Source organism: Haloferax sp. ATB1 (assembly GCF_000730175.1).
In genome coordinates this window covers 21,017-36,538 of the sequence record NZ_JPES01000052.1, presented here as the reverse complement: position 1 = coordinate 36,538, position 15,522 = coordinate 21,017, and the positions used below count along the sequence as shown (strand labels likewise).

The following is a 15,522-nucleotide window of genomic DNA, read 5'->3' as shown; positions in this document are numbered from 1 at the left end:
CACCCCGAGAGGCGGACTCCTTGCCGGCGTGGCCGGGTTGTTCACCGGAATTGGCCTCATCTCGATGTATATCGGGTTCACTCACGGGTCGACGACGGTCGTCTCCACGCTCGGTGCGATGTACTTCGTCGTCGCGGCCATCATCGGGATGATAATTCTCGGAGACGAACTGACCGTCACGAAACTCACGGGAATCGCGTTCGCGGTCGTCGGAATCGTCTTGGTCACCCAGTAACCCGCTGAATCGTGTCGTTCTCCAGCGGAAATGAGGCGGTTTACCGCTCCGAGTCCGAGGAGTCGAGCCCGTAGTCTTCCGGGTCAGACTCGTCGGTCACAGACAGGGGAAGAGCGCTCCAAACAGCGCGAGCGAGAGAGAGAGAACATGTCCAACCGCAGTGGACCGATACGTACTGATGTGGACGGGCCAAAGAGTGGTACAGACAGAGAGGACGCGTCTCGGACCGTGGGCCGCCGAAATATCGCCACGGCAGAGACCGCTTCGGACGCACTCACCGCCGATTTATCAGTCGCTGTATCCGGTCGCGAACGTCGTCCGCGGAGTCGTATATTTCGTTGTCGACCGAAGCGAGCACCTCGTGGATGGGTTGCCACCCTCCTTGTGTTTCGACCTCGTAGTCGCCGTAGTTCTCGACGAGTTGCTCCGTTGTGGTCGGATAGTCCTGAATTTCAAGCGCATCGTCGAGGTCACCGAGTTGCTTCCCGGGTTCGGGTTCGTCGGCGCGGTTACGCGCCTCTTGGAGCGCTCGCTCACGCTGGCGCTGTTCTTCGTTGGCCGCCTGCTTATCTCGACCCTGTTTGTCGTCTGGCATCCTTGGCATTTTGAAAGCGAGCGCCATAATGCTGTGGTCGGTTCTCGGGATGGTTGTGTCCAACACACCACCGCTCAGCAATACCGCCTCGACCAGCGAACGGTGACCACACTGACTTGACGACCGATTCTCAACGAGCCGAACGGGACATTAGCAGATTGCTGCGAACACCCGCTCGATTCAGCACACAACGTCCATCAGTATCTGAGGGTTTCGACACCGCCGACTGACCCCGTAGTGTCGGATTCCGGTGGGAACGCACTCGGCCCACTATCTCATTCCCGGAGTCTCCGGCCGTCTCCAGCACCCGCGGCTGTCACAACTGTTATTAGCCAGTTGTATCACTAGGTAATCAATGGCGTCAACGCAACTCCAACACGCCCGAGAGGGACGCGTCACCGCTGCGATGGAACGCGTCGCGGAGCGCGAGAACCGCGACCCCGAGTTCGTCAGGAAACAGGTCGCTGAGGGGCAGGCGGTCGTCCCCGCGAACCGCAATCACGACTCGCTCGACCCGATGATTATCGGCCGCGAGTTCGCCACGAAGGTCAACGCGAACATCGGCAACAGCGAGACGACGAGCGACCTCACAGAAGAGTTAGAAAAGCTCCACACCGCGGTCCACTACGGCGCGGACACGGTGATGGACCTCTCGACGGGGTCGAACCTCGACGAGATTCGCGAGGCGAACGTCGCGTACTCGCCGGTCCCCATCGGCACCGTCCCCATCTACGAGGCGGTCAAGCGCGTCGACAGCCCCGAAGAGATCACCCGCGACCTGCTTCTCGACATCATCGAGAAACAGGCCGAACAGGGTGTCGACTACATGACGATTCACGCGGGCGTCTGATGGAGCACCTCCCCCTGACCGACGGCCGGAAGACGGGTATCGTCTCTCGCGGCGGTTCCATCCTCGCCCAGTGGATGGAGGAAAACGGCGAACAGAACCCCCTGTACGTCGCGTTCGAGGACATCTGCGACATCTTCGCCGAGCACGACGTGACGTTCTCGCTCGGCGACAGTCTCCGACCCGGCTGTCTGGCCGACGCCGGCGACGACGCGCAGTTCGCCGAACTCGACACGCTGGGCGAACTCACGCAGACCGCGTGGGACTACGGCGTGCAGGTGATGGTCGAGGGCCCCGGCCACGTCCCGATGGACCAAATCGCCGAGAACGTCGAACGCCAGCAGGACGTCTGCGACGGCGCGCCGTTCTACGTTCTCGGGCCGCTCGTCACCGACGTGGCCCCGGGCTACGACCACATCACGAGCGCCATCGGCGCGACCGAGGCCGGCCGCGCCGGCGCGGCGATGCTGTGTTACGTCACGCCCAAGGAACACCTCGGGCTTCCCGACCGTGAGGACGTGCGCGAGGGACTCGCAGCCTACCGAATCGCCGCCCACGCGGCCGACGTGGCGAACGACCTCCCCGGCGCGCGCGACTGGGACGACGCGCTCTCGGAGGCGCGCTACGAGTTCGACTGGGCGCGGCAGTTCGACCTCGCGCTCGACCCCGAGCGGGCGCGGTCGTATCACGACCAGACGCTCCCCGGTGACAACTACAAGGAGGCGCGCTTCTGTTCGATGTGCGGCGTGGAGTTCTGTTCGATGCGCATCGACCAGGACGCCCGCGACGCCGACGGCGAGATGACGGCAATCGAGTCCGCGACCGACCTCGACGCGTCGCTCGCGGCCGACGCGAACCTCCCGCCGGTCGGCGCGCACGACACCGACCGCGTCCCCGACGAAATCGAAATCGGCGGCGTCACGTTCACGCCCGAATCGGCCCACGGCGACGACTGACGACCCGCCGCGTCCGCGACCCACCGACCAACCGACGCAACGGGCCACCGACCGAACCCGTCTCGCGCGCGACCACCCCGTGTCGGTGGCTTCTTTTTCCGCGTCGCTGAAAGGGAGTACCAATGGTCCTCGGCAGTCTCGTCCCGTCGTCGCCGCTCGCGAACGTCGTCGTGATTCTCCTGACGACCGGCCTCATCTGGATCGGCAGCGGCTGGCTCGAAGAGTCCGCCGACCACCTCGCGGCGTACTACGGCCTTCCCGCGGTCGTGCAGGGCTCTATCTATCGTCGCCCTCGGGTCGAGCTTTCCCGAGTTCGCCAGCGTTGCCATCGCCGCCACCGCGGGCGTCTTCGACATGGGCGTCGGCGCAATCGTCGGCTCGGCCATCTTCAACATCCTCGTGATTCCGGCGCTGTCGGGGCTCGCCACCGACGGCGACCTCGAAACGAGCCGGCTGGTCGTCTACAAGGAGGCGCAGTTCTACATGGTCGCCGTCGCCACGCTCGTCGTCACCTTCTCGCTGGCAGTCATCTACTTCCCCGCGCCCGACGGCCCGGCGCTGACGGGGGAGCTCACCCGCCCGGTCGCGCTCATTCCCCTGCTCCTCTACGGGCTCTACCTGTTCATCCAGTGGCAGGACGTTTCGGAGTACGAAAGCGAGGACGCGGGCGTCGCCGACGGCATCGGCCGGGAGTGGGTACGACTCCTCGGCGGCCTCCTCGTCATCCTCATCGGCGTCGAACAACTGGTCGGGAGCGTCGAATCGCTCAGCGGGACTTTCGGCGTCCCGACGTTCCTCGCGGGGGTTACTATCGTCGCCGCCGCGACGAGCCTTCCCGACACGCTCGTCAGCGTCCGCTCGGCCGCTGACGGCAACAGCGCGACGAGCCTCGGCAACGTCCTCGGGTCGAACACGTTCGACCTGCTCGTCGCCATCCCCGTGGGCGTCCTCATCGTCGGGAGCGTCCCGGTCGACTTCGCCGTCGCCGTCCCCATGCTGGGCGTGCTGACGCTGGCGACCGTCCTGCTGTTCGGCCTGCTCCGGACGGACCTGTCGCTCTCGCGGCTGGAGTGCTACGCGCTCGGCGCGGCGTATCTCGTCTTCGTCGGCTGGATTATCGCCGAGACTGCGGGCGTCACGAGCCTGCTTCGGAACTGACGCGAAAGCGGCCGGCGTCCGCCGACTGCGGACCAGCGCCCGACGCCCCGACCTACTCGTCTCGTGGCTCTCTGACCGTCACCACCGGCACCGGCGAGGTCCGGACCAGTTTCTCGGCGACGCTCCCGAGCATGTATCGGTCGAAGCCCGTGTGGCCGTGGGTGCCCATCACTACGAGGTCAACGTCGTGTTCGTCGATGTACGCGAGGATGCCGTGGTGAATCGACACGTCGCGGCCGACGGACTCGCGGACCGTCTCTACGCCCGCGGCGGCCGCCACGTCGCCCGCTTGTTCGACCGCGTCGCTCGCCCGCTCTTCGAGTTCGTCGATGAGGAGCGGCCCGCGGATGTCCGCGCCGAAGGCGGCGACCGTTGACGACCGAGACCGCGTGGAGTGCGGCGTCGGTCGCCGCCGCCAACTCGCTGCCGAACGTGACCGCCGCGGTCGCGCAGGCGCTCCCGTCCGTGGGTGTCAGCACGTCGGCGTAGGGGTACGCGAGGTCGGTCGCCGCGTCCGGTCGGACGGTGAGTACGGGCACGTCGGACCGCCGGACGACGCGCTCGGTGGTGCTCCCGAGGAGCAGGCGGCTCAGCCCCGTCCGCCCGTGGGTCGGCATAACGACGAGGTCAACGTCCTGTTCGGCGGCGTACTCGGTGATGACCCGGTACGGCTCGCCGCGTTCGATGCTCGTCACGACCGCCGCGTCGGACTGGGACGCACGGGCCGCGGCGTCGCTCACGAATCGCTCGCCGTCGCTTCGGCGGCGCTCGCCCGCCGCTCCGTCACCTTCGTCCCCCTCGTCGCGCAGGTTCGGGCGTCGCTCGGGCTCTGGCGGGGCGACGTGCAGCAGGTGGAGGGTCGCGTCGTGGGCGGCGGCCATATCGACGACGTGGTCGAGGACGGCGTCCGCGCCGTCGCTCCCGTCGGTCGGAAAGAGGAGTCGGTCGAACATGGTTCAATGTTATCAGCGAACTCACAAAAGCGACGAGGGTGGTCGCCGTGAGGTGAGAAGTCGACCGCGCCCTCGCCGTCAGCGTCGAAGCGCCCAGACCGCCAGTCCGATAGCTTCCCGAAGCGTTACGCCCGCCGCGAACACGTACACCGTCTGCAACGGCAGTTCGAGGAAATCGATGGCCGCCACCGCGAGCGACATCACGATGGCCATCCCGACCCACCCGAGTGCGAACCGGCGTTCCGACGCCGACGTGTGCGTACCCAACTCGACCATACTCCCTGACTCGGTTGAACGTATTTAATTTCTCGTGCTGACACGACGGGGTCGCTGTCGCGGCCGGCCGAGGCGGCTCGACGCCACTCGGCGTGCGTTACTCCTCTTGGGCGTCGACCACCGCGACGCCCGCGAGGTTCACGATGTCTTTGACTTCGTCGCCGCGCTGGAGGACGTGGACGGGTTTGTCCATGCCGACGAGCATCGGGCCGATAGCCTCCGCGCCGCCGAGGCGCTGGAGGAGTTTGTAACCGATGTTACCCGCTTCGAGGTTCGGGAACACGAGGACGTTCGCGGGGTCGTCGAGCTCCGCGAAGTCGTAGCTGTCGGTCAGCATCTCCTCGACGAGGGCGGTGTCGGCCTGCATCTCGCCGTCCACCGGGAAGTCCACGTCGGGGTCGGCGTGCAGTTGTTCGACCGCGTCGCGGGGCTTGCGCGTCCCCTCGTTCGTGACGCTCCCGAAGTCCGAGTACGAGAGCAGCGCCGCGCGGGGGTCGACGTTGAAGCGCCGGGCGAGTTCGGCGGTGTGTTTCGTCACCTCGGCGAGCACGTTCTCGTCGGGGTCGAGGTTGACCGTCGCGTCGGCGCAGAAGATGACGCGGTTCCGGAACGTCAGCATGTAGACGCCGGCGGCGTAGTCGGCGTCGTCGGCCGTGCCGATAATCTGCAGCGGCGGGCGGAGCGCCGAGGGGTAGTGGTGAGTCAGCCCCGTCAGCATCGCGTCCGCGTCGTCCATGGCGACCATGACGCTGGCGAAGTAGTTCGAGTCGCTCCGCACGAGTTCGGCAGCCTCCGTCCGGGTGAGGCCCTTGCGCTGGCGGCGCTCGTAGAGGTGGTCCACGTAGTGGTTCCACTCGCCGCTTTCGGGGTCGGCGATGGTCGGGTCGAAGTCGAGGCCGAGGTCCTCGGCGGTCCGGAGAATCTCCTTCGTCCGGCCGACGAGGATGGGTTCGGCGATGCCCTCTTCGACCAACTGGCTCGCGGCGCGAATCATCTTCTCGTCTTCGCCCTCGGCGAGGACGACCCGCTTGGGGTTCGTCGCCGCCTTGTTGAGGACGACGCGCATCATCTCGCGGGACTTCCCGAGGCGGGCCTCCAACTCCTCGCGGTAGTCGTCGAGGTCGCGCTCGCGCCGGGCCGCGCCGCTCTCCATGGCCGCCTCGGCGACGGCGGGCGTCACCTCGTAGAGGACGCGCTGGTCGAGCGGCTTGGGGATGAGGTAGTCGGGACCGAACTGCAGCGGGCCGTCCCCGTAGGCCTTGACGACCGCGTCGGGCACGTCCTGTCGGGCGAGATTCGCCAGCGCTTCCGCGGCCGCGCGCTTCATCTCTTCGTTGATTTCGGTCGCGCGCACGTCGAGCGCACCGCGGAAGATGAAGGGGAAGCCGAGAACGTTGTTGACTTGGTTCGGGTAGTCCGACCGTCCGGTCGCCATGATGACCGTGTCGTCGCGGGCCTCCTTCGCGTCCTCGTAGGCGATTTCGGGGTCCGGGTTCGCCATCGCGAAGATGATGGGGTTGTCGGCCATCGACCGCACCATCTCCTGACTCACGATGCCGCCGACCGAGAGGCCGACGAGCACGTCCGCGCCCTCGATTGCGTCTTCGAGGTCGCCGTCGTCGACGCCGCGGGCGAACGGTTCGGCGTACTCGTCGAGGTCGCCAGCCTCGGCCCGCGACTCCGAGAGAACGCCGTCGATGTCGCACAGCGTGATGTTCTCGTGGGGGATGCCCAGCGAGACGTAGAACCGCGCCGTCGCGGTTGCGGCCGCGCCCGCTCCCGAGAAGGTGACGTTCAGCGACGACAGCTCCTTGTCCGCGATGTCGGCGGCGTTGAGGAGCGCCGCGCCGGAGATGATGGCCGTGCCGTGCTGGTCGTCGTGGAACACGGGAATGTCCATCCGGTCGCGCAGGGACTCCTCGATTTCGAAGCACTCGGGCGCGCGGATGTCCTCCAAGTTGATGCCGCCGAACGTCGGCTCCATCGCGGCGACCGACTCCACGAACGCCTGCGGGTCGTCGTGGTCGAACTCAACGTCGAACACGTCGATGTCGGCGAAGCGCTTGAACAGCACGCCCTTGCCTTCCATCACCGGCTTCGACGCCTGCGCCCCGATGTCCACCGAGGCCGAGCACGGCGGAGCCGTTGGAGACGACGCCGACGAGGTTGCCCTTCGCCGTGTACTCGTAGGCCGCTGTTCTTCGTCGTCGGCGATGTCGAGACACGGCGCGGCCACGCCCGGCGAGTACGCCAGGCTCAGGTCGCGTTGGGTGTTCGTCGGCTTCGTCGTCGCTATCTCCACTTTCCCCGCGGGCGGCCGCCGATGGTAGTCTCGGGCGTCGTCTTCGAGTGTCATTGCTCGTGATGGGTACGGTCAGGTAAGTAGACTCTTCGCTCCGACAGAGACACACCGAAAAATAATCATGTAGAATCCGGCGGTTCGGCACCGGACGTTCCCGCCGAGAAGGCGGGCGGGCGGATAACCGAGTTCGGACGGGAACGCGTCTCAGGAGACGCGAGGCTCGAACCGCACGCTCACCGAAGCGACTCGTGCGGCATCGTGTACAACTGCACGTTCTCGGCGATGGACACCTCCTCGAACTGCCGCTGTGTCACGAACAGGTCGGAGACGTCGTCGACGCGCGTGAGCGGATAGATGTGTTTCGCGCTTCCGTAGCCGCGGTAGACTTCGACCGGAACGGCGAACGCGACCTCTCCCTCGTCAACCTCCACCGTCGAACCGAACGTCAGTCCGTCCTCGTCGTCGTCGACTGTACAGATGCTTGACGGTACGACTTCCCCTGCATCGTAGATCTCCTTGGCCATGCGTTGACAACCCACACAATTTTTGATTATCTTAAGCAGTACCGCTCCCCACCCACAATCCGATACCGTACTGCTCAAGTTTCGATAATATGTCCAACGAGCACCGTCATAATTATTACTCAATCCTCATTACTGAGTGGACGACTGACACGTGTGAGAGCGGACTACTTCCGCTTCGAGTGCGTCACGCTACGGCTCCCCCCTTCGCGCCCTCGATTCTGAGTGTGACTCCTTACGCGACTGTTCTATACAGTTTCGAGGGACAAACCCGGTGGCGTGGGTGACGCGCATCATATAATTTAGTTGTCTAATTCTCGGGCGTAACTGATGGTTGACTGTCCGGTATATATGCTGTCATATGGGCGCGTTCCGGGGCCGTCCGTCGATGGTCAGCTCGCGGATATATCTACTCCACGAAAGCGTCGGCCGCGGCACGGGGTTCGCGGCGTTGATAAGTCATTGATTCGACAATTTGGGGCGACGGCTGTGGTACGTTCAGCGGAGCGCGTCGTGCGGAATCGTATAGAGACGGACGTCGTCCGCGACCCCCACCTCGTCGATCTCGCCGCCCACGACGAACAGGTCTTGGATGCGCTCGACCTGCTCTGTCGGGTAGACGTGCTTTGCGCTCCCGTAGCCGCCGTAGACCTCGACGGAGACGGCGAACGTGATGTCTCCCTCGTCGGCGAGCGTCGGACAGATATCCGCTGGTACTTTTTCACCCACTTCGTAGTGTGTAGCCACCATGTTGTATCGAACGTGCCTGTTCGGGCTATGAATCCACACTCATAGCGCGCGGAGGGCACTCATTCGGTTGGAAGTCCAGTCGACAGCCAATAATTGTTTCTCCGAGTGACACCCGTGAAGACCGGTAAAACCGGTGGGTGTCGAACGACAGCAGCAGCGAACGACCCGACGTGTCGTTCGACTGGCCCCCTCGGTCGAATAATGCCGTCGAAAGGCCCCGAGTTCTCCCTACTACCGGACGCTGCAACTCTCGGAGACATTCCGCTTCCACGACCCGCGGTGCAGAGAGGCGGGCGTGCCCGACTAGTGTAACAGTTCTAATTTTATTATACCAACCCGCACGTGGTATCAGGAAGCGTTCCACGGGGGTGCCCGAACTCCAAACAAGGAACGGAGGCACGGCGTACAGCGGCCGCGTCCCGTCAGACGGCGTGTCTTCTCGCCGCGTCGCTTCGTTCGGTCACGAACCGCGAGACGTTCCGCTCGGCCCGAATGTACCACACAATTATACTATTCCAATTAACAGTTGTGGCTGATGCGAGCACGGATAGCAATTACAATTGGGGCAGTGCTGTTCGTCTGCTCGGTCGCATTAGTTGGGGCTAGTGCGGCAGAGGAGATACAGCGGCAGCCGCCAGACGCAGAGCTACAGTCAGCAAACGCAACCGAGGTTCTCGAGGTGGTGTTCATCGACACCGAATCGGGTGCCGACTACCACTTCGAGGGAGGCGAAGTTGATACGTCGTCGCTCCCGGGTGGGGAGTACCTCGTCGTCACCTACGAACGGACCGACGACGGCATCGAAAAACGGACCGAACGCGTGGAACTCTCGGAGGACGCGACGGTCACGTCGACTGACGTCGAGTCGTCCGACGGTGAGTTCAGTTCGCTCAGCCACGACTCGGACGCGGATATCGATGTGGGGGCGAGCGTCGCCTACGAGTACGGCGAACCGTCGTATCGGAGCGACGGGACGGTCGACATCCGCGTGAGCGCGGTGAACGTGACGACGGACGAGTACGTGCCGGCGAACACGTCACTCACGGTCGAAGTCGAGACGCCGAACGGGACGGACACGTTCAACGTGACGACCGGTGAAAACGGGACGGCAGTCGTCGACTACGACCTATCCGGACGCGATAACGGAGAGTACCAAGTGTTCGTTACGTCGGACGTGAGCGGCTATTCGGCCTATGCGAGCTTCACCGCGGGCCCGCGGGCGCATCTCGTCCCGAAGTACTACCGTCAAACGACGCCGCGGAACAGCACCGTTGACGTTGCGGTCCACACGAGCGTCGACGGGGAGCCCACGACCGGTGACCCGGTTCACGTCGAGATTCGGGCACCGAACGGGAGCGTAACTGAGCAGAACGTGACGACGGGGACCGACAGTTTCGCGCAACTCACGTTCACGACGACGCAGACGGGGCCGTACGTCGTTCGCGCGACCGGGGCGAACGGTGAAACCGAGCGCGCGACCATCGATTCGGCGGAGTACATCAGTAGCGTCAACATCCCGAACTGGTGGGAGCTTCGGCCGGGCGAGCGCGCGTCGATTTCCGGAACGGTGCTCACCGAGACGGGCGAGCCACTGGCGAACGAGGAGATAACGCTGCACGTCGAAAACGAGAGCGATGCAGTTCTGGAGACCCAGACGCTCACGACGACCGCCGGCGGCCAGTTCGTGACGTCGTGGGACGTACCGGCGAACCAGACGGAGTACCGCGTCCACTACGACGTCACCCTCGAGACGAACGGCGTTCGAATCGCTGAGGACGCCGAACTCGAAGTCGAAAACCGAACGAGCGAGGACGACGAACCGGTGCCGGACGAACCGGCGGCCGAGGTGGGCGTCCGGACGGGCGGTGACGTCAGCCCGGACGGGAGCGTGACGGCGACGGTCATCGTCGAGAAAAACGGCACGGCAGTGAGTAACCAGGACGTTCGCGTGCTCTCGGGAGTCGACGCGACGGTTCTCGATTACCGGACCGTCACGACGAACAGTACCGGGGCGGCGAGCGTCTCGTTCGACCTGCCGCAGTCGCTTGCGAACTACCACAACAGGAACATCCGACTGCGCGCGACGACGACTGTCAACGGCAGTACAGTCGTCGGCTACGGCTACACGGACATCTCGCAGGGCGAAACCGACCTCGACGGGGAGTACGGAACCGAAGCCGGCCAGTCGGCGAACGGTTCGATATCGTTCACCGACGCGGACGGGTCGCCCGTCTCGAACGCCCCCGTCGCGTACGTCGGCGCGCGTGACGGCCTGCGAGCCGGCGTGTTCGCGACCGGGCTGGTGACGACGAACGCGACCGGGCAGGCGTCGTTCACGTACGACGTGCCCGCTGACGCACAGCTCTCGGTCGCGCTCGCAGCGGACAGCCGGACGCGGGACTTCAACTACTGGACGTCCCCGTCGCTGAGTCAGTACGGCGTGGACGTCCACGTCGGGGAAGGCGGTAGCAGCTACACGGAAGTCGCCCCCGGCGAGACGGTGACAATCAACTACGACGTCCCCGATGAGACCGTCGAGGGCGGCGTGCTCACCGTCTACTCGTGGGATAACGAGGCGGAAGAACGCGTGCTCACGACCCGCACGTTCGCACCCGGTGAGAACGCGTCGGTCAGAATCCCGGCGTCGACGGCGGCAGACAGCTACTCGGCGAGGGTCCGCACCGTCACCGCCGACGGCAGACTCGCGTCGGCGAACGGCTACATCGATGTCAACCAGAGCGCGGAGCCGGTCCGCGAGACCACGTCGGTGTCCGGCCGCATCACGACGACCGGCGGAACGCCGCTGGTCAACGATACGGTCGCGCTGTTCAACGGGGCGCTCGATACCCCGACGGCCGCCGCGACGACGAACGACACCGGCTTCTACAACACGACGCAGGACATCGCGGAGTTCGACCAGTCGGTGCTTCAGGACACCGAGTATCACGTTGGGTTCTACCAGTTCAACGGGAGCGAGTCGGCCGCCAGAGCCGACGCGTGGCCGCGCGACGGCGTCGCGGACATCTACGCGGTCGACCGAATCAACACGTCGCAGACGACGACCGTCGACGCGGAGATTCCCGAAGGCCACGTCCTCAACGTCTCCGTGACGGCCGAAAACGGGACTGCGGTCGAAGACGCGCGGCTGCGTCTCGGACACGCCAACGGCCCCGCGAGAGCGGTGTACGGCGGCCGGACGAACGGCGACGGCCTGCTCACGCTCAATAATGCATCCCGTCCCGGCGTGGAAGTCACCGGCAACGTGACCGTCGAGGTCCTGCCGCCGGCGGACTCCGACACGTACGAGGAGACGATTCAACAGCAGCGCGTCACCGTGACGAGCGACACCGAACTCTCGTTCACGCTCGCTCCGAACGAGACGGGCGACACGGAGTCGAACCTGACGGGATTCGTGGAGACCGCCGACGGAACGGTTCCGCCCGGTGAGGTCGTCCTCGACTCCCGTCTCGGCGCGCCCGGCCACGACGTCTCGGCGCTCGGGACGAACGGCGAATACGACCTGACGGCCGCCGAAGGTGCCTATCAGGTCTCGTTCGTCCAGCCGAGTAGCCAAGTCGACGGGGTGCCGGACCTCTACCCGCTGCACCGCGTCTACGCCGACAGTTCGACACATCTCGGGAGCGACGAGCTACCGAGCGCCAGCCGGCTCAACGTGACAGTACTCGACCGGCAGGGTGAGCCGGCCGACGACGCGACGGTCGCCGTCGCCTACGGCGGAAACCGCGTGTTCGACTCCGTCAGCGGGGAGACCGACAACAGCGGACAGTTCATCTTCGGCCAGACGAAGGGTGTCGAAGTCGCCGGGCCGAACGCGGTTCCCAACGACTACGGCGGCAACGTGCAGGTCCAGGCCAGAGGACCGAACGGAACCTTCGTCGGGACGCGGCTGAACGTCACGTCGGACACGAACCTCACGGTCCGGTTGACCGACCGAGTGAACGTCACCGGCCAGTTCGTCCGGCCGGACGGCGAACCGGCGGTTAATCGGACGACGGTCGTCCTCGGCGACACGAACGGGACGTCCGGCGGCGGCTTCGCTCGGACGGCCGACGACGGGTCGTTCGGCGTGTCCGTCGCGGAAAACGGGACGTACAACGTGAAGTTCCGACAGGAACGGTACGGCGAACAGGGTGTGAGCTTCCCGCGCGACGCCGTCCCGGACGTCTACGCGGCGACGTCGATTGACGTGGGGACCGCCCCGCACGACGTCGGAGCAGTCGCGCTCCCCGAGGGTCACCTGCTCAACGTCTCGGTCGTCGACGCGAGCGGCAACCCGGTCGAGAACGCCCGCGTGACGGTCGACCACCGCAACAACGGCTCGGTCGGGTTCGTCTCCGGAAGCACGCTTCCGAACGGGACGATGGTGCTCGACGCGACGGGGCGTCCCGGCGTCGAACTCGTCGGCGACCTTCGGCTGACCGTCGAAGCGCCGCCGAACGCGACCGACCTCGAAGGCGTCGAGACCACGGAGACGCTCACGCTCACCGGAGACCGGAACGTGACCGTCCAGTTGGGCGACGACGAGACCAACGCGACGCCGGACGCGGTCGACGTTCGCGCGCTCGCGACGCCGACCACCGCGAGCGTGAACGAGACGGTGACCGTCGACCTCGTCGCGACGAACGTGACCGACGGCGTCGGCGCGTTCGAAACGACGCTCAACCTGACGAACGGCACGGCGGGAACGATTACCGACGTGACCGTCCTCGGCTCGCCGCAGGGGGCGAACGCGACGTACGGCCCGGAGAACGACTCGGTCGCAATCGACGCGTTCGGCATGGACACGGCGCAGAACGGGACTGTTACCTTCGCCCGCGTGAACGTCACGCTCACGTCCGCCGGAACGTCCGAACTCGCAGTGTCGGAGACGGTGCTGGGGAGCGAACCCGGCACCGAGTACGACGTCGGCTCCGAGCGCGGCGTGACCCTCACCGCGGTGGACCTCGAACCGGTCGGCGCATCTGACGCCGCGCCGACCGACCCGGACGGCGACGGAACGTTCGAGGACATCAACGGCGACGGAAACGTGACCGTCTCCGACGTACAGGCCATGTTCGCGAACCGGAACAGCCCGGCCATCACCGACAACGCCGACGAGTTCGACTTCTCCGGCAACGGCGAGGTCAACATCGTCGACGTGCAGCGGTTGTTCGTCGAGGTTCGGGACTGAGACAGCGCCCTCGCGGGAGCGCCCGCGACGGGACGTTCTTTTCTGCGGACCACCGGACGCTCGTCCTCGTGGGTCGACGACGTACGGAGCCGCCGTCATCAGGAGCGTTCGAACGGGCGACCGCTCACCACGGGAGCGAGCCGAGCGGGCGGAGGACTCAACGGCCGACCGGAACGAGGTCACACCCAGAGTACGGACAAGGTGACGGAAGAAAGAGAACCGACCGGCCGACGACGACACGACGACACGACGACACGACGACACGGCCGCGAGCGACCGCGGCAGCGGCGTGTCGGGTGTCAGGCGGGACGGCCGCGAACGTCGGCGAAGAGACGCTGCACGTCGACGATGTTGACGTCGCCGTCCCCGGTGAAGTCGAACGCGCCGCGCTGCTGTCGGAGCGCGTCGTCGTCTCGGTTCGCGAACATCGCCTGCACGTCCGAGACCGAGACGTTCCCGTCGCCGTTGACGTCCTCGTAGACGCCGTCGTTGTCGACGTCCGTCGGGAGGCGGTCCGCGACGATTGCGGGCGGTCCGGTGCGCTGTCCGACGGTCACCGAGGTGTTAGACACGGCTCCGACGGCGTACGGCTCGTTATCCTCGTCGCCGAGCGCCGCGACGGTCGCTTCGAGCGTCGCGGTTCCGCCGCGAGTGCCGCGAACCGTCACCGTCGCAACGGTGACCGCGCCGGTGTCAGGCGTGTCAGCCGCCGCTGCGGTGATAGAGATTCGGTCTCCGTTCGGGGCGATATCGACCGACCGGAAGCCGGGGTCACCGGCGAGCGTCGCGTTCTCGAAGGTGACCGGCGAGCCGTCGGCCGTCGAAACCGAGATGTCGTACGACCGGACGCCGTTCGTCACGTTCTCGACGACGACGTCGACCGCGGTCTCGTTACCCCGCGAGACCCGGGACGACTCGGGGTCCAACCGCACCGTCACGCCCTCCGAGTCGCCCACCGCGGTCACGTTCACGGTGTCCGAGTCGGTGTTCCCGGCGGCGTCGGTCACTCTGAGTTCGACGGCCGTCGTTCCGGGCCGAGCGAACGACGTGGTCACCGTCGGGGTCTCGGTCGTTCGCTCGACGGCTCCGTCCCCATCGAGGTCCCACTGATAGGTGTCGATACCGACGTTGTCCGTCGAACCGCTCGCGTTCAGCGTCACGGTCGTGTTGACCGGTGTCGTCAGGTCGTCGCCGGCGTCTGCGACCGGGGCGGTCGTATCCTCGCCGGCGTCGGCGTCACCGACCGTCAGCGACCCGTTCACGGTTTGCGACACCGAGTACGCGACGTTGTTGCTGTCGCCGAGGGCGTTCACGCGGAGCGCGACCGGCGTCGTGCCCGTTCCGTTGGCGGTGAAGGTCACGGTCGCAATCGTCACGTTCGACCCGGTCGCGGTGTCAGCAGTCCCGGCAGTAATTCGAACCCGCTGGCGGTCGTCTCCGGGCGTGACATCCGAGAACCCCGGGTCACCCTTGAGTTCGACGTCGGCAACGCTGGCGACCCCGTCCCGCTCGAGCAGGACTGAAACGTCGTAGGACCGGACGCCCTCAGAAGCGTTCTCGACGACGATATCGACCGTCGCGGTGTCGTTCGCTTCGACCGACTGGTTCACCGGTGAGAGGCGAACGGTCGTCTCACCTGCGGCCTGTGCGAGCGGGGCGAACGCGAGGCTCCCGACGACCGCGGCGAGCAACACGACCCCGACGAGCAGCGAGCGAGTGTGGAATGACATCGTGAGTG

7 protein-coding genes and 4 pseudogenes are annotated in these 15,522 nt (G+C 65.8%); 4 read left to right on the top strand and 7 right to left on the bottom strand.

What is annotated here, in order from left to right:
• Nucleotides 1–235 (top strand): EamA family transporter (locus ATB1_RS08740; RefSeq protein ID WP_042663350.1); only part of this gene is annotated, 235 nt, incomplete at its 5' end.
• Nucleotides 236–509: 274 nt separating this feature from the next.
• On the opposite strand, the gene ATB1_RS08735 is transcribed toward ATB1_RS08740, so the two are convergent.
• The gene (locus ATB1_RS08735; protein ID WP_042663344.1) at nt 510–830 is read right to left on the bottom strand and encodes a hypothetical protein; all 321 of its coding nucleotides are present in this window, start codon (nt 828–830) and stop codon (nt 510–512) included.
• Nucleotides 831–1,236: 406 nt separating this feature from the next.
• On the opposite strand from ATB1_RS08735, the pseudogene thiC reads away from it, so the two are divergent.
• Both thiC and ATB1_RS08725 read left to right on the top strand, forming a co-directional pair.
• A pseudogene (gene thiC, locus ATB1_RS08730) lies at nt 1,237–2,633 on the top strand (phosphomethylpyrimidine synthase ThiC).
• Nucleotides 2,634–2,755: 122 nt separating this feature from the next.
• Nucleotides 2,756–3,791: pseudogene (locus tag ATB1_RS08725) on the top strand (sodium:calcium antiporter).
• Nucleotides 3,792–3,843: 52 nt separating this feature from the next.
• Here the strand turns inward: ATB1_RS08725 and ATB1_RS08720 are convergent.
• The 5 genes and pseudogenes from ATB1_RS08720 to ATB1_RS08700 all read right to left on the bottom strand — a co-directional run bounded on the left by ATB1_RS08720 (nt 3,844) and on the right by ATB1_RS08700 (nt 8,593).
• A pseudogene (locus tag ATB1_RS08720) lies at nt 3,844–4,744 on the bottom strand (universal stress protein).
• A 78-nt stretch (nt 4,745–4,822) separates the two neighbouring features.
• Entirely contained in the window at nt 4,823–5,020 is a 198-nt protein-coding gene (locus tag ATB1_RS08715; protein ID WP_004967129.1) for a hypothetical protein, read from the bottom strand.
• A gap of 97 nt (nt 5,021–5,117) precedes the next feature.
• Nucleotides 5,118–7,376 (bottom strand): annotated as a pseudogene (locus tag ATB1_RS08710) (NADP-dependent malic enzyme).
• 179 nt (nt 7,377–7,555) lie between these two features.
• Nucleotides 7,556–7,846, bottom strand: coding sequence for a hypothetical protein (locus tag ATB1_RS08705; protein ID WP_042663341.1), 291 nt, complete (start codon nt 7,844–7,846; stop codon nt 7,556–7,558).
• Nucleotides 7,847–8,341: 495 nt separating this feature from the next.
• The gene (locus ATB1_RS08700; RefSeq protein WP_042663339.1) at nt 8,342–8,593 is read right to left on the bottom strand and encodes a hypothetical protein; all 252 of its coding nucleotides are present in this window, start codon (nt 8,591–8,593) and stop codon (nt 8,342–8,344) included.
• Between the two features lie 535 nt (nt 8,594–9,128).
• On the opposite strand from ATB1_RS08700, the gene ATB1_RS08695 reads away from it, so the two are divergent.
• On the top strand, nt 9,129–13,784 hold the full coding sequence (locus ATB1_RS08695; protein ID WP_241768158.1) for a dockerin type I domain-containing protein: 4,656 nt from the start codon (nt 9,129–9,131) through the stop codon (nt 13,782–13,784).
• A 299-nt stretch (nt 13,785–14,083) separates the two neighbouring features.
• Here the strand turns inward: ATB1_RS08695 and ATB1_RS08690 are convergent, their stop codons facing one another.
• On the bottom strand, nt 14,084–15,514 hold the full coding sequence (locus ATB1_RS08690) for a PKD domain-containing protein (protein ID WP_042663336.1): 1,431 nt from the start codon (nt 15,512–15,514) through the stop codon (nt 14,084–14,086).
• Nucleotides 15,515–15,522 lie beyond the last annotated feature (8 nt).